The sequence below is a fragment of the Streptomyces sp. NPDC047061 genome (assembly GCF_040643955.1).
Taxonomy (GTDB): domain Bacteria; phylum Actinomycetota; class Actinomycetes; order Streptomycetales; family Streptomycetaceae; genus Streptomyces.
In genome coordinates this window covers 42,726-68,081 of record NZ_JBEYVI010000034.1, presented here as the reverse complement: position 1 = coordinate 68,081, position 25,356 = coordinate 42,726, and the positions used below count along the sequence as shown (strand labels likewise).

Here is a 25,356-nt window from a genome sequence, read left to right as displayed (position 1 = left end):
CGGTCGATGCGTTCACAGGCCGAACGCGGTCCGGGCGGCCCCGGCGTCTTCGCGGTCCACACCGTCGTGCCCGCACACCGAAGGAGTGACGGCTCATGTCCGAAACCGTCTCCCGACGATCCGCCCTACGCTTGACGGCCGGTGCCGTCGCGGTCGCCGCCGCGGCCACCGGCGGACTTCTCCCGGCCACGCCCGCCGCGGCGGCGGACAGACCCGAGGCCGGGGCCGGTCCCCGCGTCGAGGGGCTGCTCGCCCGGCTCACCCTCGACGAGAAGATCTCCCTGCTGCACGGGGCCGACGACCCCGGCTCCCTCGGCCAGGCCGGCTATGTGCCCGGCGTCCCCCGGCTGGACATCCCGCCCCTCAGACTCGCCGACGGCCCGGCCGGTGTCCGCATCACCGAGCACGCCACCGCCCTGCCCGCCCCCGTCCTGCTCGCCTCCGCCTTCGACCCCGAACTGGCCCGCCGCTACGGCCAGGTGATCGGCCGCGAGGGCCGCGCCCTCGGCCAGGACGTGCTGCTCTCCCCGATGGTCAACCTCATCCGCACCCCCTACGCGGGCCGCAACTTCGAGACGTTCAGCGAGGACCCGCTGCTCGCCTCCGACCTGGTCGCCGCCGAGATCGGCGGAATCCAGGGCGAGGGCCTGATCGCGACCGTCAAGCACTTCGCCCTCAACAACCAGGAGCGGGACCGCAACACGATCGACGTGCACGCCGGCGAACAGACCATGCACGAACTCGAACTCCGCGGCTTCGAGGCGGCGGTGGGCGCCGGCACCGGCGCGGTCATGGGCTCCTACAACAAGGTCAACTCCACGTTCGCCTGCGAGAACAGGACGCTGCTCACCGACATCCTCCGCGACCAGTGGGGCTTCGGGGGCTGGGTGATGACCGACTGGTTCGCCGCCCACAGCACCGCCGCCGCACTCACCGCCGGCCTCGACATGGAGATGCCCGACGGTACCTACTTCGGTACGGCCCTCAAGTCGGCGGTGCAGAACGGCAGTGTGCCCGAGAAGTACGTCGACCGCGCGGTACGCCGGATCCTCGCGGTGATGGACCGCTTCGGTCTCCTCGACGGCAGCGCCCCTCCCCGCCCCGGCCGCGACGCCCGGGCCGGCGCGGCCGTGGCCCTGGAGGTCGCCAAGGCCGGCGCGACCCTGCTGCGCAACGAGCACCGCACCCTGCCGCTGGACGGCGGCAGCGTCGCGGTGATCGGACCGACCGGCTCACTGCCCTTCGTCAGCGGCGGCGGCAGCGCCCATGTCGTCCCCGACCATGCCGACAGCCCCCTCGGCGCCATCAGGGCGCGGACCCGCGCCACGGTCACCTACGCCCTCGGCGAGGACCTGTTCGGCAAGGCCCTGCCGGCCGACGCCCTCAGCCCCGGCCTCACCACGGAGGGACAGCAGGTGGGCGCCGGAAAGTCATGGGCGTACGACGGCACGCTCACCGTCACCGAGGACGACGAGTGGACCTTCGTGCTCCACTTCTCCTCCGCGGCCACCGCCCGCCCCAAGGTCCTGCTCGACGGCGAGGAGCTCTTCCCGCTCGCGGCCGGATACGGCGAGTACTTCTCCGGCGGCCTGGTCGCCGTCGCCCCCGACGGCCTCGGCGTCCGCCGGAAGACGCTTCAACTCGCCCGGGGCGCCCACACGTTGAAGATCACGGCGGACGGCGGGGACGCGGGTCTGCTGTTCCGGCTGCGGCGCAGCACCGGCGCGACCCGCGCGCGGGACGTCGCCGACGCCGTGGCCGCCGCCCGTGCCGCCCGGCACACCGTGCTCTTCGCTTATGAGGACGCCACCGAGGGCCTCGACCGCACGACCGTCGCCCTGCCCGGCCACCAGGAGGCGCTGATCCGGGCGGTGACCGCGGCCAACCCGCGCACCACCGTCGTCCTCAACACCTCCTCGTGCACCTCGATGCCTTGGCTGGCGCAGACCGGGGCCGTGCTCCAGATGTACTACCCGGGCCAGGAGGGCGCGGCCGCCACCACGGCCGTCCTCTACGGCGACAGCGACCCGGGCGGCCGCCTCACCCAGTCCTTCCCGGCCGACGACGACCACCACCCGGTCGCCGGCGACCCGCGCCGCTACCCCGGCGCCGACGGTGTGGAGGAGTACTCCGAGGGCATCCACGCCGGCTACCGCTGGTACGACGGGCAGGGCGTGCGGCCCCTCTTCCCCTTCGGGCACGGACTGTCGTACACCTCTTTCGCGTACTCCGACCCCCGGGCACGCTGGACGCACGACGGGCTGGAGGTGACGTTCACCGTGCACAACACCGGGCGCCGCGCCGGGACCGACGTGCCGCAGGTGTACGTCGGCCCCTCCCCGGAGCTCCGACTCGACCAGGCGGTAAGGGTGTTGGGCGGCTACCGGCGGCTGGCCCTGAGGGCCGGGGAGCGGCGGCGGGTGACCGTGCGGGTGGCCGCGCGGACCCTGTCGTCCTGGGACGTGCGGCACCACCGCTGGGCACTCGGCACCGGGCGGCGGACCGTCTGGATCGGCGCCTCGTCGGGCGACCTGAGGCTGCGCACCGGCGCGTGGGTGGGTGACGGCCACCGCTGAATTCCTGTCAATGAGCGGCCGGGGAGCCCGCGGCTCTCCGGCCCTTTACTTCAAGGGTTTACAAGAATTTTCCCCGCTGTGTGTTTCATTTGCAGCAATGCGGTTGACGGCAGGTTTTTGTCAGGATTGGGTGAGGGTTGACGCGGAGGCGCTCAGCCTGGGTTTCCGGTGTGCCACGATCGAGCCAGCGGACCGAAGTCATCCCGAATTTACAGAGCTCGGCGCGGCCGCACGCCGCGTTGCGCCGCGGTGAGTGCCGGGTGAATGGCCAGGGCGCTTTGACGGGCTTGTGGCGGTGTGCCGCCCGCGTTCCCCGCGCCGTCCGACGGCCGTCCCGAAGTGGATTGCTCGGATTTTCGGCTCTTGCGGTGAATTCCACCCGCTGGCCGAATCAATGCTACCGGACGCGACCAGCACGCTCCGTTATTGACCCGCGAGTAACGAACTCGCTAGTTTCCGGTGGCCTCACCACGAGCTTTCCGCCGCACACATCCCCCACCGTGCTGTCCTCCCGATTATTCGGAGCGTCATGACGTCCCCTGTGCGTGCCGTCGACCTGATCATGTGCATCACCCCTTTCGGAGAACCCGATGCCAGGCTCGCCACAGCGGTCTGTGCCGCCGGCGGACTCGGCGTCCTCGACCTGGGCCGCGGCGACCGAAGAACCCGGGAGGCACTGGCCCGGCTGAGACGGGCGGCGCCCGGGCCGTACGGCGTGCGGATCGCCGCCGGCTGCGCCCTCACACCGGACGAACTCGTCCCGGACGATTCCGGTCCGGACGATCCCGGTCCGGGCCCGGACACCGTGGTCCGGGCCGCCGACGCACCCTGGACCATCGCCGAACTCGCCCCGCACACCAGGGTGCTGGCCGAGGTGACCGACCTGGCAGGGGCGCGTGCCGCGGTCGCGGCCGGCGCGCACGGGCTGATCGCCCGGGGCGCCGAGAGCGGCGGCCGGGTCGGCGAGCTCAGCACCTTCGTCCTCCTCCAACAACTGCTGGCAGCCGACGAGTTGGACGTACCGGTGTGGGCCGCCGGCGGCATCGGACCGCACACGGCGGCGGCCGCGGTGGCCGGCGGCGCGGCCGGGGTGGTCCTCGACAGCCAACTGGCCCTGCTCGCCGAGTCCCGGCTGTCCGAGGCGACGGCGGCCGCACTGCGCTCCCTGGACGGCTCCGAGACCGCCGTCGTGGCCGGACACCGGGTCCTGCACCGCCGCGGCCCGGACGCCGTGCGCCCGCCCGCCGACGACCCGGCCGCGGTCGCCGCGCTGCTCGGCGCCGAGGACCTGCGCACCCAACTGCTCCCGGTGGGCCAGGACGGCTTCCTCGCCGCCCGGTTCGCCGAGCGGTGGGGGGATGTACGCCGGACCGTACGGGAGTTGACGGCAGCCATCCGGGGGAGCCGTGCAGTCGACGCGCCGAGCCCGGCCGCCGACGCGCTGCGGCCCGCCACCTCCGCCATGAGCCGAGCCCTCGGCACCCGGCTGCCCGTCGCCCAGGGCCCGATGACCCGGGTGAGCGACCGGGCCGCCTTCGCCGCGGCCGTCGCCGACGACGGGGCGTTGCCCTTCCTGGCGCTGGCCCTCGCCGACGGCGCCCGTACCCGGGAGATGCTGACCGAGGCCAAGGCCGCGCTCGACGGACGTCCCTGGGGTGTCGGCGTGCTGGGCTTCGCGCCCGAGGAACTCCGGAACGCCCAGCTCGAAGCGGTACGCGAGCTGCGGCCCAGCCACGCGATCGTCGCCGGTGGCCGCCCCGCCCAGGCGGAGGCCCTGGAGCGGGCCGGGATCAGCACCTTCCTGCACGTGCCCTCGCCGGGGCTGCTGCGGCAGTTCCTGGACGCCGGGGCCCGGAAGTTCGTGTTCGAGGGCTCCGAGTGCGGCGGCCACGTCGGACCGCGCGCGAGCTTCCCGCTCTGGGAGGCCCAGCTCGCCGTACTGGAGGACTTCCCGGACGCGGCGAACGTGGAGGTGTTCTTCGCGGGCGGCATCCACGACGAGCGCTCGGCGGCGATGGTCGCCGCGCTCGCCGCACCGCTCACCGCCCGGGGCGCGGCCGTCGGCCTGCTCATGGGCACCGCCTACCTCTTCACCGAGGAGGCCGTGGACCGGGGAGCGATCCAGCCCCTGTTCCAGCGCCAGGTCGTGGCGGCCGCCGCGACCTCCCTCCTGGAGACCGCACCCGGCCACGCCACCCGCTGTGTTCCCAGCCCGTTCACCTACAACTACCGCGATCGCGAGGCGGAGTTGCGGGAGAGCGGGGTGCCCGACCGGCGGGTGTGGGAGGAGCTGGAACGGCTCAACGTCGGCCGGCTGCGCATCGCCAGCAAAGGCGTCGACCGGTCGGGTGACGGTGAGTTGACGTCCGTGGACGAGGAACGGCAGTTCTCCGACGGGATGTTCATGGCCGGAGAGGTCGCCGTCCTGCGCTCGGCGACCACCACCGTGGCCGCCCTGCACCACGCCGTGACCGACGGGGCCGCCGACTTCCTCGCGCGGCGGACGGCGGCGGCGAGCCCGGTCGAGCCCCCCGCCCCGGCCCCGCTCGACATCGCGATCGTGGGCATGGCCTGCATGTTCCCGCAGGCCCCCGACCTCGCCACCTTCTGGGCGAACGTGGTCGCCGGACACGACGCGGTCACCGAGGTACCGGTGGAGCGCTGGGATCCCGCCGTGCACCACGCCGACGGCACCACGACGTCCAAGTGGGGCGGCTTCCTGCCGCCGATCCCCTTCGACCCGCTGGGCTACGGCATCCCGCCCGCCTCCCTCGGCCACATCGAGCCCGTCCAGCTGCTCGCCCTCGAGGCCGCCCGGCGCGCCCTGGACAACGCCGGATACGGCGCGCGGGGGCGGGAGTTCGACCGCTCGCGCACCTCCGTCGTCTTCGGCGCCGAGGCCGGCAGCGACCTCTCCAACGCGGCCACCCTGCGCGCCGTCCTGCCGTCCTACTACGGCAAGGTGCCCGACGGCCTCGAGGACCAGCTGCCGCAGCTCACCGAGGACTCCTTCCCGGGCATGCTCGCCAACGTCATCTCGGGGCGGATCGCGAACCGTCTCGACCTGGGCGGCGCCAACTACACCGTCGACGCCGCCTGCGCCTCCTCGCTGGCCGCCGTCGACGTCGCCTGCAAGGAGCTCACCGCCGGCACCAGCGACGTCGTGCTGTGCGGCGGCGCCGACCTGCACAACGGCATCAACGACTACGTCCTGTTCTCCTCCGTCCACGCGCTGTCCCCGACCGGCCGCTCCCGCGCCTTCGACGGCTCCGCCGACGGCATCGCGCTCGGCGAGGGCGTGGCCTGCGTCGTCCTCAAGCGGCTGGCGGACGCCGAACGCGACGGCGACCGGATCTACGGCGTGATCAAGGGCCTGGGTTCGTCCAGCGACGGCCGTTCCCTGGGCCTGACCGCCCCGCGTCCCGAAGGTCAGCGGGCCGCGCTGCTGCGGGCGTACCGCAGCGCCGGGATCCCCCCGGCCCGGGTCGGCCTGGTCGAGGCGCACGGCACCGGGACCGTCGTCGGTGACCGCACCGAACTCGGCATCCTCAGCGAGGTGTTCGCCGAGGCGGGCGCGGAGAACGGCGGTTGCGCGCTCGGGTCGGTCAAGTCCCAGATCGGGCACACGAAATGCGCCGCCGGTCTCGCCGGGCTGATCAAGACCACCCTCGCCCTGCACACCGGCGTCAAGCCGCCCACCCTGCACGTCGACCACCCCAACCCGGCCTGGCAGGAGGACGGCAGCCCGTTCGCCTTCCACACCGAGGCCCGGCCCTGGGCCACCCCGCCCGCCGAACGGGTCGCCGGGGTCAGCGCGTTCGGCTTCGGCGGCACCAACTTCCACGTGGTGCTGGCCGCCTACGACAGCGCGGTACCTCCGGAGCAGGGGCTGGACGCCTGGCCCGCCGAGCTCTTCGTGTTCCGGGGCCGGGACGAGCAGGCCGCCCACCGGGGCGTCGAGGAGATCCTGCGGGCCGCCGGGACCGGGTCCTGGCGGCTGCGCGACCTGGCGCTCGCCGCCGCCCGCCGCGCGGACGCCTCGCACGAACCGGTACGGGCCGCGGTGGTCGCGGGCGACGTGACCGAGCTGACCGGACAACTGCGCCGCGTCCTCGCGGGGGAGCACGACCCGGCCGCCGGCATCCACCTGACCGACCCGCGGCCGGACGCCTCCGGTACCGAAACCGGTACCGACGCCAAGGTGGCCTTCCTCTTCCCCGGCCAGGGCAGCCAGCGTCCCGGCATGCTCGCCGACCTCCTCATCGCCTTCCCCGAGCTCCAGCACTACCTCCAGCTCGGTCGCGCCCACGCCGACACCCTCTACCCGCCCACCGCGTTCGACGACGACACCCGTGAGCGCCGCCGGGCCGCCCTCACCGACACCCGGGCCGCCCAGCCCGCCCTCGGCATCACCGGCCTCGCCGCGCACGCCTTCCTGACCGCGGCCGGCGTCCGCCCCGACATGGCCGCCGGACACAGCTACGGCGAGCTCGTCGCCCTCAGCGCGGCCGGCGCCCTCACCCCCGCGACACTCCTGAACCTGAGCGCCGAACGCGCGGCCGCGATCCTGGCCGCCGCCGGCGACGAACCCGGCACCATGGCCGCGGTGTCCGCCGGAGCGGACGACGTCGAGCGTGCGCTGCGCACGGCCGGGGTCCCGTCCTCCGTGGTCGTGGCCAACCACAACTCGCCCCGCCAGACGGTCGTCTCCGGCCCGACCGCCGAAGTGACCGAAGCCGTACGGCTGTTGCGCGAGGCCGGCCTCGGCGCCAAGCGGATCCCGGTGGCCTGCGCCTTCCACAGCCCGGTCGTGGCCGGCGCGGGCGACCGGTTCGCGGAGGTCCTCGCGGACACGGCCGTACGACCGCCCGAGTTCCCGGTGTGGTCCAACCGCACCGCGGCCCCCTACCGGCCCGACGCCGACGCCGTACGCGCCGAACTCGCCGCCCAGATCGGCTCGCCCGTCGCCTTCGCCGCCCAGATCGAGGCGATGTACGAGGCCGGGGCCCGGGTCTTCGTGGAGGCCGGGCCCGGGACCGTCCTCACCCGGCTCGTCGGGCAGATCCTCGGCGACCGCCCGCACACCACCGTGGCCTGCGAGCCGCGGGCCGGCGGCGGACTGCGCGGCTGGCTCGACGCGCTCGCCCGGCTGGCCGCGGCCGGGGCCCCGGTACGCACCGCCTGGCTGCTGCGCGGCCGGGACGCCGTGGACGCGGTCCGCACCCCGGCGCCGAAGCGGCCGGGCTGGACGGTCGACGGACAGCTCGTGCGCACCGCCGCCGGAGACCTCCTGCCCGGTGCCCTCGCACCGGCCCGACGAGTCGTGGAGACGACGACTGTGACGACGAACCAGCCGCACGGCGCCCCCGCCGACCGGGACGCGCTGATCTCCGAGTTCCTGCGCACCAGCCGGGAGATGATCGCCGCCCAGCGCGACGTCCTGCTCACCTACTTCGGGGCGACCCAGGTGCAGGTGCCGGCCGCGCCGGTGCTCCAGCAGCTGCTGCCCGCCGAAGTGGTCGTGGCGCAGCCGCAGCCGGCGGAGCCCGCACTCGCGCTCGCACCCGCACCGGCGCCCGCCCCGACGACCGGGCCCGAGGCGGCGGCCGACGTCGAGCGGGTCGTTCTGGAGATCATCAGCGAGCGCACCGGCTATCCCGTGGACATGATCGAGCCCGACCTCGACCTGGAGGCGGACCTGAGCATCGACTCGATCAAACGGGCCGAGATCGCGGGGGAGTTGGCGAAGCGACTCGGCATCGCGGGCGGCGCGGAGACCCTGGACGACGCCGAACTCGAGGAACTGGCCAAGGCGCGGACGGCAGCGGCCGTCACCGGGTGGCTGAAGGCACGGGTCGGCCCGGGTGAGGAGGAGACAGCCACGGCGCCGACCGGACCGGCCCCGGACACGACCGACCGGACGGCCCCCGCGCCCGAACCGGCGGCCGTGACCGCCGCCGGGTCCGGGGGAGCGGCCGCGACCGCCGCCGCGCCCGAGGGAGTGGCCGCGGCTGCCGCCGGATCGGCGACGGCGCCCGGCGCCGGCGTACCGGCGCCCCGGTCCGCCGCGGCCGACGAGGTCCCCTCGGGCGAGGCGCCGAAGCGGTTCGAGATGCGGCCCGTGGACCTGCCGCAGCCGGAGCCCGGGGCCGACCCGGCCGCCGTGCTGGCGGGCAGGCGGTTCCTCCTCCTCGGGAACGGCGCGCAGGTGGCGGCACGGCTCGCCGGGTACGGCGCCGAGGCCGTCACCGTCGACGCGGACCACCTGCTCGCGGAGGCGGACGGAGCCGTGGACGGCGTGCTGTACCTGGGCGCGCTGCCCGGCAGCGACGCACCCGTGCTGCCCGACGCCTTCCCGGTCCTGCGGGCGGCCCTGGCCAGGAACCCGCGCTGGCTGCTGGCCGCCCGCCCCGCCGACGGCGCGGACGCGGCACGCTCGGCCGGGCTGCACGGGCTCTTCCGAACCGTCGCCCGGGAGTACCCGGACACCGTCGCCCGGGTCGTGACCCTCGGGGACACCGCACCCGAGGCGGTCGCCGACGCACTGGTCGCCGAGCTGCTCGCGCCGGAACCGGCTCCGGTGGTCCTGCGCACGGCCGCCGGCCGGCAGGGCCTCGAACTGGTCGAGGTGAAGCCCGGCGCGCTCGCCGGCACCGGGGCCGGACCGGCCGGGGAAGGGGCCGCCGAGGCCGCCGCCCTCGGCCTCGACCGGGACTCCGTGGTGCTGCTGGTCGGTGGCGCCCGGGGCATCACCGCCAAGTTCGCGGCCACCCTCGCCGCCGCCTCCCGCTGCCGGATCGAGCTGCTCGGCCGGACCGCCGCGCCCACCGGCCCGGAGGCCCCGGACACCGCAGCCGCCGGCACCCCGGCCGGACTCCGCGCCGCCCTCGCCGCCCGGGGCGGTATGAAGCCCGCAGAGATCAACCGCGAGGCCGAACTGATCCTGGCCCAGCGGGAGATCACCGCCACCCTGGCCGAACTCGCCGCGCTCGGCAGCGAGGCGCGCTACCGGGCCGTCGACTTCCGCGACCGCGACGCCGCACTCCAGGCCGTCAAGGAGATCCACGCCGACCACGGCCGCCTCGACGGGGTCGTCTTCGCCGCCGGGGTGATCGAGGACCGGCTGATCGCCGAGAAGACCCCGGAGTCCTTCCAGCGGGTGTACGGGACGAAGACGACCGGCGCGGCCACCCTGCTCGCGGCCCTGGCGGAGCTGCCCAACGGGCCCGGTTTCGCGGTGCTGTTCGGCAGCATCTCCGCCGTCCTCGGCAACCGCGGCCAGGCCGACTACGCCGCCGCCAACGACGCCCTGGAGAGCCTCGGCGCGGGCTGGGCGGAGCGCACCGGGAACCGTGCGCTGACCGTGCACTGGGGACCGTGGGCGCCCGTCGGGGGCCACACCGGCATGGTCAGCCCGGAACTCGGGCGCGAGTACGCCCGGCGCGGGGTCAGGCTGATCGACCCCGACGAGGGCACCGCCGCCCTGCTGCGGGAGCTCGCCTGGGGCGAGGAGTCCGTGCGGGCCGTCGTCTACACCGCCTCGGGCTGGTGACATGACCGACGACCGCCGGACACCGGTCGCGATCGTGGGCATGGCGGTGCTGCTGCCCGGCGCCGCGGGCCTCGACGCCTACTGGACCAACCTGCGCGACGGCGTGGACGCGATCGGCGAAGTGCCCGAGGGACGCTGGGACGCGGACTACTACCGGCCGGGCTCGGCCACCGGGCCAGCCGTCCCCGACCAGGTGTACTGCCGGCGCGGCGGATTCGTGGACGGACTGGCCGAGGTGGAGGTCACCCGGTACGGGATCATGCCGAACTCCGTCCCCGGCACAGAACCCGACCAGCTGATCGCCCTCGACGTGGCCGCCGCCGCGATCGCCGACGCCGGCGGCGAGGACCGGCTGCCCGACCGGCGCCGGATCGGCGTGGTCCTGGGCCGGGGCGGCTACCTCACCCCCGGCCTGGTCCGGCTCGATCAGCGGGTCCGCACCGCGGGGCAACTCGTGCGCACCCTGGGCGAGTTGGTGCCCGACCTCACTCCCGGCCAACTGGCCCGGGTGCGTGAGGCGTTCACCGAGCGGCTCGGGCCCGCCAGCCCGGAGCACGCGATCGGCCTGGTGCCCAACCTGGCCGCCTCCCGGATCGCCAACCGACTCGACCTGCGCGGCCCCGCCTACACCGTGGACGCGGCCTGCGCCTCCTCCCTGGTCGCCGTCGACCAGGCCGTCACCGAACTCACCGCCGGGCGCTGCGATGTGATGCTCGCCGGGGGAGTGCACCACTGCCACGACATCACCCTGTGGAGCGTGTTCTCCCAGCTGCGCGCGCTCTCCCCGAGCCAGCGGATCCGCCCTTTCCACCGCGACGCCGACGGCATCCTCATCGGCGAGGGCACCGGTGTCGTCGTCCTCAAGCGCCTCGCCGACGCCGAACGAGACGGCGACCGCGTCTACGCCGTGATCCGCGGCACCGGTGTGGCCAGCGACGGCCGTACCGCCGGACTCGTCAACCCCGACCCCGGCGGCCAGACCCACGCCGTACGCCAGGCCTGGCGGGCCGCGGGACTCGACCCCGCCGCCCCGCACTCGGTCGGCCTCCTGGAGGCGCACGGCACCGCCACCCCGGCCGGTGACGCGGCCGAACTGACCACCCTGGCCGAGGTGTTCGGACCCGACGGGCACAGCGACGAGCGGGCCGTGCTGGGCTCCGTGAAGTCGATGATCGGCCACACCATGCCGGCCGCCGGAGTCGCCGGGCTGGTCAAGGCCGCCCTCGCGCTCCACCACGCCACCCTGCTGCCCACCCTGCACTGCGACGACCCGCACCCGGCGCTCGCCGCCACCCGCTTCCGCACCCTGGACCGGGCCGCGCCCTGGGAGACCGCTCCCGGACAGCCGGTCCGCAGAGCCGGCGTGAACGCGTTCGGGTTCGGCGGGATCAACGCGCACGTGGTGCTGGAGGAGGCCCCGGGCAACCGCGCCCCCGCCGTCGGCCGCGGCAGAGGCAGCACCGCGTCCGGCGTCGCAGAGGCCACGGAAGCCGCTGCGCCCGGCGCCACGGACGTCACCGCACCCCTCGCCGCGAAGGTCACCGAACCCGAGCGCATCCTGCTGCTCGCCGCCGACACCCCCGAACAGCTCGCCGCCGCCCTCGCCGCCGACGACTCCGCCGTCCTCACCGCCGGTCTCGCCCCCGAGGGGACCCATCCGCAGGCGGGCCCGGTCCGCCTGGGCATCGTCGACCCCACCGCCAAACGGCTCGCCCTCGCGAGGCGCGCGGTCGGCAGGGGCCGCGCCTGGCAGGGCCGCAACGACGTGTGGTTCCGGCCCGCCGCACTGCTGCCCACCGGCCGGCTGGCCTTCGTCTTCCCCGGTCTGGAAGGCGAGTTCACTCCCCGCGTCGACGACATCGCCGCGCATTTCGGCCTCCCCACCGTCACCGGCCCGGCCACGGACGCCGTGCGGGTCGGGGACGTAGGCCGTCATGGGTTCGGTGTCGTCGGCGTGGGGCGGCTGCTCGACTCGGCGCTGCGCCGGATGGGCGTGGTGCCGGACGCGGTCGCCGGGCACAGCGTCGGCGAGTGGACGGCGATGACGGCCGCCGGGCTCTACTCCGGTGACCAGGTCGACGCGTTCATGGCCGACTTCGACCCCGACGCGGTCACCGTCCCCGGCCTCGCCTTCGCCGCGGTCGGCGCCCCCGCCGACCGGGTCCTCGCCGCGCTCCACGAGGACTGGACGGACGCCGGGATCGTCCTCTCCCACGACAACGCGCCCAACCAGTCGATGGTCTGCGGTCCGGACCGGGCGGTGGCGGACTTCGTCCGCGCCTTCCGGGCCGACGGCGTGCTGTGCCAGGTGCTGCCGTTCCAGTCCGGTTTCCACACCCCGATGCTGGAGCCGTACCTGACCCCCATCAAGGCGGCCGCCGAGCAGTTCCGGCTGTACCGGCCGACGGTCCCGGTCTGGTCCGGCACCACCGCGGCCCCCTTCCCGGCGGCCGAGGCCGAGGTGCGGGAGCTGTTCGTCCGGCACCTGCTGGAGCCGGTCCGGTTCCGGCAGTTGGTGGAAGGCATGTACGCCGCGGGGCACCGGGTCTTCGTCCAGACCGGGCCCGGCCAGCTGGCCTCCCTGATCGGCGACACCCTCGGCGACCGCGACCACCTGGCCGTCGCCGCCAACTCCCCGCACCGCTCGGGGATGGCCCAACTCCGGCGCGTCGCAACCGCGTTGTGGACGGCCGGCGCCTCCGTCGCACCGGCGGTCCCGAGGACGGGCGGCACGGCCACGCCCGCTCGGCAGCGGCCGCCCGTCCGGCTCGACCTGGGCGGCGCACTGGTGTCCCTGGACGGCCCGGAACTGCACGAACTCCGCACGGCGCTGGGCAGCCGGCGGGCACCCGCCGGGCCGTCCCCGCTGGACGGCCTCGCCGCCCGGATCCCGGCCGCCGCCGAACTCGACGCGCTGCTCCGGGAGACGGCCGACACGGCAGCGGCCGTCCTCACCGCGATCCGCACCCCGTCCGGCAGCACCACGGCCCCCGGCGCCGCCCGCACCCTGCCCCGCATCCCGGCGCCCACCGCACCTCAGCCCACCGCACCCCGTCCTGCGCCGCCCGCCCCCGCCGCCGTGACACCGCCGTCCCCCGACTCCCGCACCACCATCGTGCAGGTGTCCCCAGAGTCGATGCCCCACCTCCTCGACCACTGCTTCTTCCCGCAACGCCCCGACTGGCCCGACACCGAGGACCGTTGGCCGGTGGTCCCGGCCACCACGATCGTCCAGCACATGACGGACGCGGCCGAGGCCGCCACCGGACTGCGGGCGGTCGCCGTGCACGGCGCCCGTTTCGACCGCTGGCTCACCGCCACACCCCCCGTGGACGTCCAGGTCACCGTCACCCCCGTGGGGTCCGGCCGCGTCTCGGTCACCTTCGGCCCCACCGCCCGCGCGGTGATCGAACTCGCCCCCCACCACTCCGCGCCCCCCGCCGCCCCCGCGCCCCCGCCGACCCCCGAACGCACCCCCGACCACACGGCGGCCGAGCTGTACTCCGAGCGCTGGATGTTCCACGGCCCGGCGTTCCAGGGCGTCACCGAACTCACCGCGATCGGCGACCGGCACGTCCGTGGCGTGATCACCACGCCCACCGCCCCGGGCGCCCTCCTCGACAACGTCGGTCAGATCCTCGGCTACTGGATCATGTCCACCCGCACCGAGCGGACCGTCGTCTTCCCGGTGCAGATGCGGGAGATGCGCTTCCACGGCCCGCACCCCGCCCCCGGCACCGAGGTCGGCTGCCTGGTGCGGATCACCTCGCTCACCGACACCGTCCTGGAGGCGGACGTGGAGCTGACCGTCGGCGACCGGGTCTGGGCCCGGATCGACGGCTGGCAGGACCGCCGCTTCGACAACGACCCGCACACCCGCCCCGTCGAACGCTTCCCGGAGCGCAACACCCTCTCCGAGGCCCGGCCCGGCGGCTGGACCCTGCTCCACGAACGCTGGCCCGACCTGGCCTCCCGCGAGCTCATCATGCGCAACTCCCTCGGCGGAGCCGAGCGTTCCGAGTACGGCGCGCGCCCGCCGCGCGGCCGCAGGCAGTGGCTGCTGGGCCGGATCGCCGCCAAGGACGCGGTACGCCAGTGGCTCTGGGAGCACGGCGAGGGGCCGGTCTTCCCGGCCGAACTCCGGGTGCACAACGACGCCTTGGGCCGCCCCTACGTGGCCGGCGTGCACGGCCGTACCCTCCCCGCGCTGGACGTCTCCCTCGCCCACCGGGCCGAGGCGGCGGTGGCGATCGTACGGCCGCACACCCCCGGACCCGGTCCCGGCATCGACCTCGAAGAGGTCACCGAACGCGACCCTGCCGCCCTGCAGGCCGCGCTCGGCGCCGACGAACTCCGGTTGCTGCACGCCCTGGCCGCCGACGGTTCGACGGCCTTGTGGTTCACCCGTTTCTGGGCGGCCAAGGAAGCCGTCGCCAAGGCGGAGGGCACCGGATTCGACGGCCGGCCACGGGACTTCACCGTGCTGGACGCCGCCCCCGACGGCAGTCGGCTGCTGGTCTCGGGCCGACTGGAACGCGCCTACCCGGTGCACTGCGCGCCGGTCCGCAATCCCCCCGCACTGCCGGACCGCGACTACGTCGTGGCCTGGACCACCGGACCGGCAGCCGCAGACCCCGAGGAGGACCCGCGATGAATCCCACCGAGCCCGAGATCCGAGCCGACGAGGAGGCCGTGCTCGCCGACCTCGCGCGGATGCTCCGCACCCTCCTGGAGGAGTACGGCGACGACGACGCCGTGATCGGCATGAGCACCACCTTCAACCGCGACCTGGAGCTGGAGAGCATCGACCTGGTCACCCTGGCCGGGCTCCTGGAGGAGCGGTACGGGAAGCGGGTCAACTTCGCCGAGTTCCTGGCCGGGATGGAGTTCGACGAGATCATCGAGCTGACCGTCGGCCGGCTCGTCGAGTACGTGGTGTGGAGTCTGAAGGCCACGGAGGCGGGCTGAGCCATGGCGATCATCGACACCGGAGAGGTCCGGCTGCACGTGCAGAGAATGGGCCCGGGGGAGGGCCGGATCCCGGTCGCCACCGTGGTCCTCGTCCACGGGCTGCTCACCGACAGCCTCGCCAGCTACTACTTCACCGTGGCCCCGGCCTTCGCCGCCTCCGGCCTCGACGTGGTCATGTACGACCTGCGCGGCCACGGCCGCAGCGGCCGCCCCGCCGGCGGCTACACCCTCGACCACAACATCGACGACCTGGAGGCCCTGCTCGACCGGCTGTCGGTCACCGGCCCGGTCCACCTCGTCGGCAACTCCTACGGCGGCACCATCGCCTTCGGCTGGGCGGCCCGCCACCCGGAGCGCACCGCCAGCCTGACCCTCATCGAGTCCGAACCGGCGACCGCCGCCTGGGCCGCGAAACTCGGCGGCATCCTGCACCGGGTCGTCACCGAACTCGCCCACAACGAGTCGGACGCGATCGCCTGGATCACCGCCAACCGCAGCCACAACACCGCCCGCCTCGCCAAGGGCGCGGCCCGGCTCGCCCGCGAGACCAGCCTCGGCCGGGACATCCCGGCCAGCCGGGTCCTGACCGAGGACCAGATCAGCGCCGTACGCTGCCCGGTCCTCGGGGTGTACGGCGGTGACTCCGACCTGGTCGGGGTGGTCCCGCTGAAGGAGGCCCTGCTGGCGGACTACCGGTCGGTGGTGCTGCCCGGGCACGAGCACTCGGTGCTGGTCGAGGCGGCCGGCACGGTCGGCGGACACATCCTGGAGCTGATCCACTCGGTCGGCGGGGCGCGGGCGGCCGGGGTCCGGTGAGCGGTTTCCTGTTCGTCGTACCGCCCCTGGTCGGGCACATCAACCCGGCCGTCGGCGTCGCGGCCGAACTCGCCGCGCGCGGGCACCGGGTGGCCTGGGTCTGCGCGGACGCCGGGCTGGTACGCCGGCTGGCGGGGCCCGAGGCGCGGGTGTTCCCGTGCGCGGGGACGGCCGAGGGGGAGCGGCCCGCCGACCTGCGCGGCGCGGAGGCGCTGAAGTTCCTCTGGGAGTGGTTCCTGGTGCCGCTGGCGGACGCCATGGCGCCCGGCGTGCGGGCGGCCGTCGACGACTTCCGCCCCGACGTGGTGGTCGCCGACCAACAGGCCTTCGCCGGCGCCCTGGTGGCCGAACGGCTGGGCCTGCCCTGGGCGACCTCCGCGACCACCTCGGCCGAGTTCGGGGGCGCCTACGACGGCATCCCCAAGGTCGCCGAGTGGCTCCGGGACCGGCTCACGGAGCTGCGCGACCGCATCGGCGACCCGGCGGGCACCGCCGACCCGCGCTTCTCGCCGCACCTCACCCTTGCCTTCACCACCCCCGAACTGGCGGGCACCACCGACCGATCGGCGGTCCGCCACGTGGGCCCGTCGATCTCCGAGCGGCCGGTCGCCGACGGCTTCCCCTGGGAATGGCTGGACCCGAGCCGGGAACGGGTCCTGATCTCACTCGGCACCGCCAACGCGGACGTGGGCGGGCGGTTCCTCGCCGAGTGCGTGGCCGCCGTACGCGAACGGGCCCACCGGGTACAGGCGTTGGTGGCCGACCCGGGCGCCACCCTGCCCCCCGCGTGCGACGACAAGGACATCCTGATCCTGCCGTCCCTGCCCCAACTCCCGCTCCTGGAAAGGGTCGACGCGGTCGTCTGCCACGCCGGGCACAACACGGTGTGCGAGGCCCTGTGGCACGGCGTCCCGCTCGTCGTCGCCCCCATCCGCGACGACCAACCGGTGATCGCCGGGCAGGTCGTCGACGCCGGCGCGGGCATCCGGGTCAGGTTCGGCCGGGTCACCGCCGCACGGCTGGGCGAGGCCCTCGACACCGTCCTGTACGAACCCGGCCCGCGCACGGCCGCGGCCCGGATCCGCACCGCGTTCCGCGCGGCCGGCGGTGCCCCCGCCGCCGCGACCCACCTGGAACACCTCGCAGCCGACCCGCACGCAAGGAGAGCCGATGAGCAAGCAGAGTGAGATCGAGGCACTGCGCTCCGCCTACCGGCGGGACCTCGCCGAGGGCACCGACCGCTTCTTCGAACCCCGCCGCACCACCTGCCCCTGGTGCAGCTCCGACCGGCTGACCACCCGGCTGCGCACCACCGACCTGCTCCAGCACAAGCCCGGCGCCTTCGTCCTCGACCGCTGCCAGGACTGCGGCCACACCTTCCAGAACCCGCGCCTGAACGACACCGGCCTGGAGTTCTACTACCGGGACTTCTACGACGGCCTCGGCGAGCAGAAGATGAGCGGCACCTTCGGCGGCCGTACCAAGATGTACCAGGGCCGCGCCCAGGCCATGGTCCCGCACGACCCGACCCCGAAGAACTGGCTCGACGTCGGCACCGGCCACGGCCACTTCTGCGAGGCCGCCCGCGAGGTGCTGCCCGGCACCGCCTTCGACGGCCTCGACTTCACCGACGGCGTCGAACTCGCCGCCCGCGAGGGCCGCGTCGAGCACGCCTACCGCGGTGCCTTCCCCGACCTGGCCGGCGACCTCGCCGCCCGCTACGACGTGGTCAGCATGTTCCACTACCTGGAGCACAGCACCGACCCCGACCGCGAACTGCGCGCCGCCCACGAGGCGGTACGCCCCGGCGGCCACCTCCTCATCGAGGTCCCGGACCCCGAGAGCCGCTACGCCCGGCTCCTGGGCCGCTGGTGGCTGCCCTGGCTCCAGCCGCAGCACCTGCACTTCATCCCGGTCGCCAACCTGCGCACCCGCCTCACCGACCTGGGCTTCACGGTCGTCGCCGAGCAGCACGCCGAGGCCCACGACCCCGTCGACCTGCTGGCCGCCGTCTGGCTCGCCCTGGACCACACCGCCCCGCGCGAGGACGCCCCCTGGCTGCCGACCCCGCCGGGCGGCCTGCAGAAGACGCTCCGCGCCGCGCTGCTCATCGCGGGCATCCCGGCCCTGATCGCCGGCACCCTCCTGGACCGCTTCGCCGTACGGCCTCTCTCGCACCGCCTGCGCGTCTCCAACGCCTACCGCATCGTCGCCCGCCGCGACTGACGCCTCGCCTCACAGCACCTTCGCGCGGATCATCGCCGACAGCACCAGGGCGCCCGGCAGCAGCGGGATCCAGTCGGTCAGGACGCGGTAGCCGATCACGGTCGCGGTGGCCACCGCGACCGGGGAGCCGAACGCGGCCAGGGTGATCACCAGCGCCGCGTCCACCGCGACCCCGCCGGGTACCGGTACGGCACCCCCCGCCGTACCGGCCGCCAGGTACGCGAAGATCACGGTGCCCCACGACAGCCCGAGCCCCAGCGCCTCCCCGGTGCAGGCCAGCACACAGGCCTGCACCAGCGGCATCGCGGTGGCCCCGCCCCACAGGGCCAGCACCCGGGAGGGCCGCGCGTGGACCGCCCGGGCGTCGGTGAGCGCGGAGCGCACCAGCCCGGTGACCGGGCGCCGCAGCGGTCGTACGACGGCCGTCGCCACGCCCGCCAGGGTGAGCACCGCCGCGACCGGGATCAGCACCACGCCGTCCGGCACCAGCTCGCCCAGCCGCCGCCACGCGGACGACGACAGCAGGAACACGATCAGCACGACCGTCTTCGCACCCGACTTCGCCACGGAGTACAGCGCGATCGAGGAAGTGGCCCGCTCCAGCGGAACACCCCGGGTGCGCAGGAACCGCACGGTGACGGCGTGCGCGCCGAGCCCGGCGGGCAGCGCGTGGTTGGCGGCACCCGCGGCGAACTGCGAGGCCAGCAGCAGGCCCGGCGGCAGCCGGTCGGGTACGGCGCCCTGCCGCATACAGGAGGCCACCACCCAGGTCAGGCAGGTGAAACCGCCCGCGGCCAGCAGCCACGCCGGTTCGGCGCGGGCGAGCCGGGTGACGCCCTCGGCCAGCAGCGACTGGTTGGTCAGCCCCCAGACCGCGGCGATGAGCAGCGGGGACAGGCACAGGGCGAGCCGGAGCGGCCGGCCCGCCGGCGAGGAGGGCGCCGGCAGCGGACGCACGGGAGCGTCCGGGCAGGGCGAGGACAGTGAGGACAGAGAGGACACGGGGACGTTGTCCTTCCACGGCGGGCCGGCGGTGGGGAGCCGCAGACGAGCGGAGACGCGGGGAGCCTTCCCGTCCCGTATGACACCCGGATGTCCGAAAACCGAAGGCGGGAGGGCGGGCCGGTGCCACGGGCGCGGTGGTACCCGGCCGACCCGGTAGCCTTCCTGGGGAAGGAGCACACGACAGGGGAGGATCCGGCCGTGCACGTCCAGGAGTGGCTCGACTCGGTACCGGCGGTCGCCGTCTACGCCGTGGTGGCACTGGTCATCGGGCTCGAGAGCCTGGGCATCCCGCTGCCGGGCGAGATCGTCCTGGTCTCCGCCGCGCTGCTCTCCTCCCAGCACTCGGGCGTCAACCCGTTCGTCCTCGGCGCCTGCGCGACCGCGGGCGCGGTCATCGGCGACTCCATCGGCTACGCGATCGGCCGCAAGGGCGGCCGTCCGCTGCTGGCCTGGCTGGGCAGGAAGTTCCCGAGCCACTTCAGCGAGGGCCATGTCGCCACCGCCGAGCGCTCCTTCGAGAAGTGGGGCATGTGGGCGGTCTTCGTCGGCCGCTTCATCGCCCTCCTCCGCATCTTCGCGGGCCCGCTGGCCGGCGTCCTCCAGATGCCCTACTGGAAGTTCCTGATCGCCAACCTCCTCGGCGGCATCTGCTGGGCCGGCGGCACGACGGCGGTCGTCTACTACGTCGGCATCGTCGCCGAGGACTGGCTGAAGCGGTTCTCGTACGTGGGCCTGGCGGCAGCGGTCCTCTTCGGCCTGGCCTCGATGCTGATCGTCCGCCGCAAGGCGAAGAAGGTCCAGGTGACGCAGAAAGAAGCGGAACCTGTAGGCGCCGGGGAGTAGATGTCCTTGTTCTGGGGGCGCGGGGAACTGCGCGACCAGCCCCCACACACCCGCACCCGCCCCACGACCTACTCATGCACCCCGCGATGCGCCTTCGCCAACTCCGCATAGAAGGTCCCGTTGAGGGTCACCCCCTCCCGCTCTTCCTGGCTGAGCTCGCGCCGCACCTTCGCCGGCACCCCCGCCACCAACGACCCCGGCGGCACCACCATCCCCTGCGGCACCAACGCCTGCGCCGCCACCAACGACCCCGCCCCGATCACGGCCCCGTTCAGCACGGTCGCCCCCATCCCGATCAGGCAGTCGTCCTCCACGGTCGCCCCGTGCACCACCGCGTTGTGCCCGATGGACACCCGCTCACCCACACTCACCGGAAATCCCGGGTCCGCGTGCAATGTCACATTGTCCTGGATGTTCGCCTGCGCCCCCACGACGATCTTCTCCACATCCCCCCGCACCACCGCGCCGTACCAGACACTGGCCCCGGCCTTCAGCGTCACGTCCCCGATCACCGAGGCCGTAGGCGCCACGAACACGTCGGCCTCGACCTTCGGCTCCCGCCCCCCGATCCCCACGATCAGCGCCTGCTGCGTCATCACCGTCTCCCATCGTCATCGACGTCCACGGCAACCTAGCCCACGACCTGGGGCGAAGATCACAGCAGCCCACCCTCTGTAAGTCGGCGCCCGCTGAGTAGCGTGACTGCGTGCCGAAGTCCAAGAACACGTTCTCATTCTGGCGACGCCGCCTCGCCCAGCGCGCCGTGCACACGGCCTGGGCCTGGGTCCAGCGCGCCGGCTCGATCACGGCCGAGCACCCGGCAGGGCTCCGCTTCGGCGCCCTCGGCGAGGCCACCCGACTCGCCTTCCCCCTCGGCACGGTCTTCGGCGAACCGTGGATCCACCTCGGCTCGCACTGCATCGTCGGCGAACAGGTCACCCTCACCGCGGGCCTGATGCCCGACCTCGACCTCGGCCCCGACCCGATCCTGCGCATCGGTGACGGCGTGGTCCTCGGCCGCGGCAGTCACGTCATCGCGGACACGACGGTGACCATCGGCAGCGACTGCTACTTCGGCCCGTACGTCTACGTCACCTCCACCAACCACTCCTACGACGATCCGCACGAGCCCATCGGCAGGCAGTGGCCCCGCATGGAGCCCGTGGAGATCGGCCCCGGCTGCTGGATCGGCACCGGCGCGGTGATCCTGCCCGGTGCGCGGATCGGCCGGAACGTGGTGGTGGCCGCCGGCGCGGTGGTTCGCGGCACGGTGCCCGACCACGCCGTGGTGGCCGGTGCGCCCGCCCGGGTCGTACGGCGCTGGACGCCCGAGACCGGCTGGCAGCCGCCGCTGCGCACGCCCCCGCCGGTGCCGATCCCGGCGGGTACGACGCCGGAGCAGCTGCGCGCGCTGGCGGAGCTGGACGAGGACGACGTGGCGCGGCTCGCCGAACTGGAGCCCGAGAGCTGACCGGCGCCCGGCCTGGCCGTCTGCCCCCGGCCTGGCCGTCTGCCGTCGGCCGTCGGGCGTCGGTTCAGCCGGTGGCCAGCAGCAGTGTCCCCACCAGCGCCAGCCCGGCGCCCGCCGCCTGGATCGCGCGCAGCCGTTCGCTGAGGAAGCCGCGGGCCGCGAGCGCGGTGACCACCGGGTAGAGCGAGGCGAGCACCGCGGCGACGGTGATCGGGCCGTGCTGGGCGGCGACCGAGTAGGTGCCGTTGGCCGCGACGTCGGCGAGACCGACGAAGCCCAGCGCCGGGAGCGCGGAGCGGGCGAAGCCGCCCTCCGGCAGCGCGGGCATGCCCTGCCGCACGGACAGCCACAGGGCGGCGCCGCCGGTCGCGACGCTGGTCAGCCGCTGCACGAAGAGGGCCAGGAAGAGGCCGGTGACCGTGGTGGACGCCTCTGTGATCAGCGCGAACACGGTGCCGAAGCCGGCCGCCGAGACCAGGGTGAGCAGGATCGTCCGGCGCTGGACGGGCGCGCCGCGCAGCTGCGGGCCGCCGGCCACGACGACCCCGGTGACGGCGACCGCGATGCCCGCGACCTGGAGCAGTCCCGGACGCTCGCCGAGGAACAGCCCGACCCCGACCGGGACGGCGACGCTCAGCGTGGCCAGCGGGGAGACCACCCCCATCGGGCCGAGGGCCAGGGCCTTGTAGAAGGAGAACAGCGCGACCGGCCCGACCAGGCCCGCCGCGACCGCGAACCACAGCCGCGGCCCGGCCTCGCTCCAGCCGCCGGTGGCGACCACGATCACACCCAGGACCGCCGCCGCCAGGCCCTGCGACACGACGACCACCGTGAGCGCCGGGGCGCGTCGCGTGAGCAGCCCGCCGCCGAAGTCGGCCAGTCCCCACAGGAGACTGGTGGTCAGGGCGAAGAATGCTGTCACGGCCCGCCTCGCAGTACAGTTCGGTGAACGATCAGGTACACCCCACCGTAGTTCAGCAAGGTGAACTAATTCATCTAAAATATTGGACCACAATGCTCTCCACGATGGACGGAACGTGTCGGACCTCGACCTGCTGACCCAGTCCCTGGCCCGCAACGTCAAGCACTGGCGGGCGGTGCGCGGCTTCACCCTGGACGTGCTCGCGGCCCGGGCCGGGGTCAGCCGCGGCATGCTGATCCAGATCGAGCAGGCCCGCACCAACCCGAGCATCGGCACGGTCGTCAAGATCGGTGACGCGCTCGGCATCAGCATCACGACCCTGCTCGACTACGAGCAGGGCCCGAAGGTCCAGATCATCCCCGCCGACAAGGCCGTACGGCTGTGGCACACCGACGCCGGCAGCTACAACCGGCTCCTCGCCGGCACCGAGGCGCCCGGCCCGCTGGAGATGTGGGACTGGCACCTGATGCCGGGCGAGAGCAGCCCGTCGGAACCCCACCCGGCCGGCACGGTGGAGATCGTCCATGTCACCGCCGGTGAACTGACCCTCACCGTCGACGGGACCGAGTACCGCGTGCCGACGGGCGCCAGCGCCTCCTTCGAGGCCAACACGGCCCATGTGTACGGCAACACCGGGGACGTGCCGATGGTGATGGTGATGACGGTCTCCGTGCCGCCCGTGCCCTGAGCCTCCCCGACCGGGCTGTTAGCGTGCGGGCATGCGCGCACCCATCGGAGACTTCGACACCGCCGTCCCCGCCCCCGACTGCCTCGACGAGCTGACCGCGCCGGTCGCCGACGCCCTGCGCCACTGGACCGGCGCCGTGCCCGCCGACCGGATCGTCTACGTCGAGACGGACCCGCGGTGGGCGGACACCGCTGTCTTCGTCGAGCATTACGGACGCGACCTGCTGGAGCGGTCGGCCAACTGCGTGGTGGTGGCGGGCAGGCGCGGCGGCGAGACCACTCTGGCGGCCTGCCTGGCGCTGTCCACCACCAAGGTGGACGTCAACGGCCTGGTGCGCCGCCAACTCGGCGCCCGCAAGGCCTCCTTCGCCTCCATGGACACCGCGACCGGGGCGACCGGCATGGAGTACGGCGGTATCACCCCGATCGGACTCCCGCACGACTGGCCGCTGTTGGTGGACTCCGCCGTGGTCGACCTGCCCTACGTCCTGGTCGGCAGTGGCCGCCGACGCGGCAAACTCCTGGTCCCCGGCAAGGCGTTCGCCGAGCTGCCGGGCGCGGTGGTGCTGGCGGGGCTGGGCGTCTGAGCGCCCCTGAAGGGACGCGGGGCTGCATCAATATGCGGCTCCGCCGCGTGGGCGCGACCAGCCACGACGGCGCGTCAGCCGAACGACGGCATGCCGCAGCGCTCCCGGCGCCGTGCTCAGGACACCCCGTGCGCGTGGTGCGCCAGCGCCAGGTGCGGATCCGCCTGGCCCGGCGCCGGCGCCGGATCGGCGTGCACCAGGGCCGCCGTCAGCCTCGGTACGGCGTGCAGCAGCGCGTGCTCGGCCCCGACGGCGATCGCGTGGGCCTGCCGTACGGTCGCCTCGCCGTCGACCACGACCGCCACCTCGGCGCGCAGCCGGTGCCCGATCCACCGCAGCCGCAGCTCACCCACCGCACGCACCCCCGGCACCTCGCGCAGCGCCCGCTCGGCCCGGTCCGTCAACTCCGGGTCCACCGCGTCCATCACGCGCCGGAACACCTCGCGCGCCGCGTCCCGCAGCACCAGCGTGATCGCCGCGGTGATCGCCAGCCCCACCACCGGATCGGCGAGCTGCCAGCCGAGGGCCGAGCCGCCGGCCCCCAGCAGCACGGCCAGTGAGGTGAAGCCGTCGGTACGGGCGTGCAGCCCGTCGGCGACCAGCGCGGCCGAGCCGATCTCCCGGCCGACCCGGATCCGGTACCGGGCCACCCACTCGTTCCCGGCGAACCCGACGAGTGCGGCCACCGCGACTGCCGGGAGATGCGTGACCGGACGCGGATCCAGCAGCCGTTCGACGGCCGTCCACGCGGCGAAGGCGGCGGACGCGGTGATCGTCAGCACGATCGCGATCCCCGCGAGATCCTCGGCCCGCCCGTAGCCGTAGGTGAAGCGGCGGTTCGCCGCGCGGCGCCCGAGCACGAAGGCGATGCCCAGCGGTACGGCGGTCAGCGCGTCCGCCGCGTTGTGCACCGTGTCCCCGAGCAGCGCGACGGAGCCGGACAGGACCACCACGACCGCCTGCGCGAACGCCGTGGCGCCGAGCACGGCCAGCGAGACCCAGAGCGCCCGCATGCCCCGCGCGGAGGATTCCAGCGCCGGGTCGAGCTTGTCGGCCGTCTCGTGGGAATGCGGCTTCAGGAGGTGGCTGAGGCGGTGGCGGAGGCCGGCCGACGCGGGATGGGCGTGACCGTGGCTCTTGGCGTGGCCGTGGTCGTGTCCATGGCCGTCGCCGTGCTCATGGGTGTGACCGTGCGCGTGCTCGTGGGGGTGACGGTCGTCCGCGTGTGCGTGTTCGTGGTGGTGCCGGTCGCTCATGCGGCTCCCCTCTCCGGTGCGCGGGGCGTGGACATCCGACGCCCGTGACACCATTATGTGCGTATGAGCGCACGCATGCACCTATCACCTGCGCATCATGCGCATCCGCGTACCCCCGGCGAGGAGCAGTTCGCGCTCGCCGCCGAGGTCCTCGCCCTGCTCGGCGACCGCACCCGGCTCACCCTGCTGCACGCCCTGACGGCCGGAGAGGCCGACGTCACCACCCTCACCGAGGTGTGCGGCGCCGCCCGGCCCGCCGTCAGCCAGCACCTGGCCCGACTGCGGCTCGCGGGTCTGGTCGGCACGCGCAAGGAGGGGCGCCGGGTGGTGTACTCGCTGCGCCACGGTCATCTGCGGCGACTGGTCGACGAGGCGCTGAAGGTGGCGGACCACCGGCTGACCGAGACCGCTGCCGAAGCGGACGGCTGAGCGCCGGCCGGAGGC

Annotated in this window: 16 protein-coding genes; 12 read left to right on the top strand and 4 right to left on the bottom strand. The window is 74.3% G+C overall.

The window, feature by feature from the left end; all coding sequences use genetic code 11:
* The first annotated feature begins 95 nt into the window (after positions 1 to 95).
* The 7 genes from ABZ887_RS36595 to ABZ887_RS36565 all read left to right on the top strand — a co-directional run bounded on the left by ABZ887_RS36595 (position 96) and on the right by ABZ887_RS36565 (position 18,141).
* Entirely contained in the window at positions 96 to 2,576 is a 2,481-nt protein-coding gene (locus tag ABZ887_RS36595) for a glycoside hydrolase family 3 N-terminal domain-containing protein (RefSeq protein ID WP_361299431.1), read from the top strand.
* Positions 2,577 to 3,105: 529 nt separating this feature from the next.
* Positions 3,106 to 10,128, top strand: coding sequence for an SDR family NAD(P)-dependent oxidoreductase (locus ABZ887_RS36590; RefSeq protein WP_361299428.1), 7,023 nt, complete (start codon positions 3,106 to 3,108; stop codon positions 10,126 to 10,128).
* Position 10,129: 1 nt separating this feature from the next.
* Entirely contained in the window at positions 10,130 to 14,782 is a 4,653-nt protein-coding gene (locus tag ABZ887_RS36585; protein WP_361299425.1) for a beta-ketoacyl synthase N-terminal-like domain-containing protein, read from the top strand.
* Positions 14,779 to 15,096: an acyl carrier protein gene (locus tag ABZ887_RS36580; RefSeq protein WP_361299422.1), complete on the top strand. Its 318-nt coding sequence runs from the start codon at positions 14,779 to 14,781 to the stop codon at positions 15,094 to 15,096. The genes ABZ887_RS36585 and ABZ887_RS36580 overlap by 4 nt, the downstream gene beginning before the upstream one ends.
* Before the next feature lie 3 nt (positions 15,097 to 15,099).
* Positions 15,100 to 15,915, top strand: a complete 816-nt coding sequence (locus tag ABZ887_RS36575) for an alpha/beta hydrolase (RefSeq protein WP_361299420.1) — start codon at positions 15,100 to 15,102, stop codon at positions 15,913 to 15,915.
* Positions 15,912 to 17,102, top strand: a complete 1,191-nt coding sequence (locus tag ABZ887_RS36570) for a glycosyltransferase (protein ID WP_361299418.1) — start codon at positions 15,912 to 15,914, stop codon at positions 17,100 to 17,102. The genes ABZ887_RS36575 and ABZ887_RS36570 overlap by 4 nt, the downstream gene beginning before the upstream one ends.
* Positions 17,086 to 18,141 (top strand): class I SAM-dependent methyltransferase, encoded by a 1,056-nt coding sequence (locus ABZ887_RS36565; protein ID WP_361299416.1) that lies wholly within the window; start codon positions 17,086 to 17,088, stop codon positions 18,139 to 18,141. The genes ABZ887_RS36570 and ABZ887_RS36565 overlap by 17 nt, the downstream gene beginning before the upstream one ends.
* Before the next feature lie 9 nt (positions 18,142 to 18,150).
* On the opposite strand, the gene ABZ887_RS36560 is transcribed toward ABZ887_RS36565, so the two are convergent.
* Positions 18,151 to 19,143: a lysylphosphatidylglycerol synthase transmembrane domain-containing protein gene (locus ABZ887_RS36560; protein WP_361299414.1), complete on the bottom strand. Its 993-nt coding sequence runs from the start codon at positions 19,141 to 19,143 to the stop codon at positions 18,151 to 18,153.
* A 201-nt stretch (positions 19,144 to 19,344) separates the two neighbouring features.
* Here ABZ887_RS36560 and ABZ887_RS36555 point away from each other — a divergent pair, with 201 nt between their 5' ends.
* Complete coding sequence (locus ABZ887_RS36555) at positions 19,345 to 19,989, top strand: DedA family protein (protein ID WP_361299411.1); 645 nt, start codon at positions 19,345 to 19,347, stop codon at positions 19,987 to 19,989.
* A 68-nt stretch (positions 19,990 to 20,057) separates the two neighbouring features.
* Here the strand turns inward: ABZ887_RS36555 and ABZ887_RS36550 are convergent, their stop codons facing one another.
* Complete coding sequence (locus tag ABZ887_RS36550; RefSeq protein ID WP_361299408.1) at positions 20,058 to 20,585, bottom strand: gamma carbonic anhydrase family protein; 528 nt, start codon at positions 20,583 to 20,585, stop codon at positions 20,058 to 20,060.
* A gap of 110 nt (positions 20,586 to 20,695) precedes the next feature.
* On the opposite strand from ABZ887_RS36550, the gene ABZ887_RS36545 reads away from it, so the two are divergent.
* Positions 20,696 to 21,460 carry an acyltransferase gene (locus ABZ887_RS36545; RefSeq protein ID WP_361299405.1) on the top strand — a complete coding sequence of 255 codons (765 nt, stop codon included), beginning with the start codon at positions 20,696 to 20,698 and terminating at the stop codon, positions 21,458 to 21,460.
* Positions 21,461 to 21,524: 64 nt separating this feature from the next.
* Here the strand turns inward: ABZ887_RS36545 and ABZ887_RS36540 are convergent, their stop codons facing one another.
* Positions 21,525 to 22,382: a DMT family transporter gene (locus ABZ887_RS36540; protein WP_361299402.1), complete on the bottom strand. Its 858-nt coding sequence runs from the start codon at positions 22,380 to 22,382 to the stop codon at positions 21,525 to 21,527.
* A 115-nt stretch (positions 22,383 to 22,497) separates the two neighbouring features.
* Here ABZ887_RS36540 and ABZ887_RS36535 point away from each other — a divergent pair, with 115 nt between their 5' ends.
* Both ABZ887_RS36535 and ABZ887_RS36530 read left to right on the top strand, forming a co-directional pair.
* Positions 22,498 to 23,070 carry an XRE family transcriptional regulator gene (locus tag ABZ887_RS36535; protein ID WP_361299399.1) on the top strand — a complete coding sequence of 191 codons (573 nt, stop codon included), beginning with the start codon at positions 22,498 to 22,500 and terminating at the stop codon, positions 23,068 to 23,070.
* 31 nt (positions 23,071 to 23,101) lie between these two features.
* A complete protein-coding gene (locus tag ABZ887_RS36530) occupies positions 23,102 to 23,656 on the top strand; it encodes a YbaK/EbsC family protein (RefSeq protein WP_361299396.1) in 555 nt (184 codons plus the stop codon).
* Positions 23,657 to 23,772: 116 nt separating this feature from the next.
* Here ABZ887_RS36530 and ABZ887_RS36525 read toward each other — a convergent pair whose 3' ends face one another.
* On the bottom strand, positions 23,773 to 24,912 hold the full coding sequence (locus ABZ887_RS36525; protein WP_361299393.1) for a cation diffusion facilitator family transporter: 1,140 nt from the start codon (positions 24,910 to 24,912) through the stop codon (positions 23,773 to 23,775).
* A gap of 63 nt (positions 24,913 to 24,975) precedes the next feature.
* Between ABZ887_RS36525 and ABZ887_RS36520 the strand changes: the two genes are divergently transcribed.
* Positions 24,976 to 25,341: a metalloregulator ArsR/SmtB family transcription factor gene (locus ABZ887_RS36520; protein ID WP_361299390.1), complete on the top strand. Its 366-nt coding sequence runs from the start codon at positions 24,976 to 24,978 to the stop codon at positions 25,339 to 25,341.
* Positions 25,342 to 25,356 lie beyond the last annotated feature (15 nt).

What these genes read in the sequence shown, in the direction of transcription:
- ABZ887_RS36520 (WP_361299390.1), top strand. Translation starts at nt 24,976, where the DNA reads ATGAGCGCACGCATGCACCTATCACCTGCGCATCATGCGCATCCGCGT.
- ABZ887_RS36525 (WP_361299393.1), bottom strand. Translation starts at nt 24,912, where the DNA reads ATGAGCGACCGGCACCACCACGAACACGCACACGCGGACGACCGTCAC.
- ABZ887_RS36595 (WP_361299431.1), top strand. Translation starts at nt 96, where the DNA reads ATGTCCGAAACCGTCTCCCGACGATCCGCCCTACGCTTGACGGCCGGT.
- ABZ887_RS36585 (WP_361299425.1), top strand. Translation starts at nt 10,130, where the DNA reads ATGACCGACGACCGCCGGACACCGGTCGCGATCGTGGGCATGGCGGTG.
- ABZ887_RS36575 (WP_361299420.1), top strand. Translation starts at nt 15,100, where the DNA reads ATGGCGATCATCGACACCGGAGAGGTCCGGCTGCACGTGCAGAGAATG.
- ABZ887_RS36565 (WP_361299416.1), top strand. Translation starts at nt 17,086, where the DNA reads ATGAGCAAGCAGAGTGAGATCGAGGCACTGCGCTCCGCCTACCGGCGG.
- ABZ887_RS36530 (WP_361299396.1), top strand. Translation starts at nt 23,102, where the DNA reads ATGCGCGCACCCATCGGAGACTTCGACACCGCCGTCCCCGCCCCCGAC.
- ABZ887_RS36590 (WP_361299428.1), top strand. Translation starts at nt 3,106, where the DNA reads ATGACGTCCCCTGTGCGTGCCGTCGACCTGATCATGTGCATCACCCCT.
- ABZ887_RS36550 (WP_361299408.1), bottom strand. Translation starts at nt 20,585, where the DNA reads ATGACGCAGCAGGCGCTGATCGTGGGGATCGGGGGGCGGGAGCCGAAG.
- ABZ887_RS36580 (WP_361299422.1), top strand. Translation starts at nt 14,779, where the DNA reads ATGAATCCCACCGAGCCCGAGATCCGAGCCGACGAGGAGGCCGTGCTC.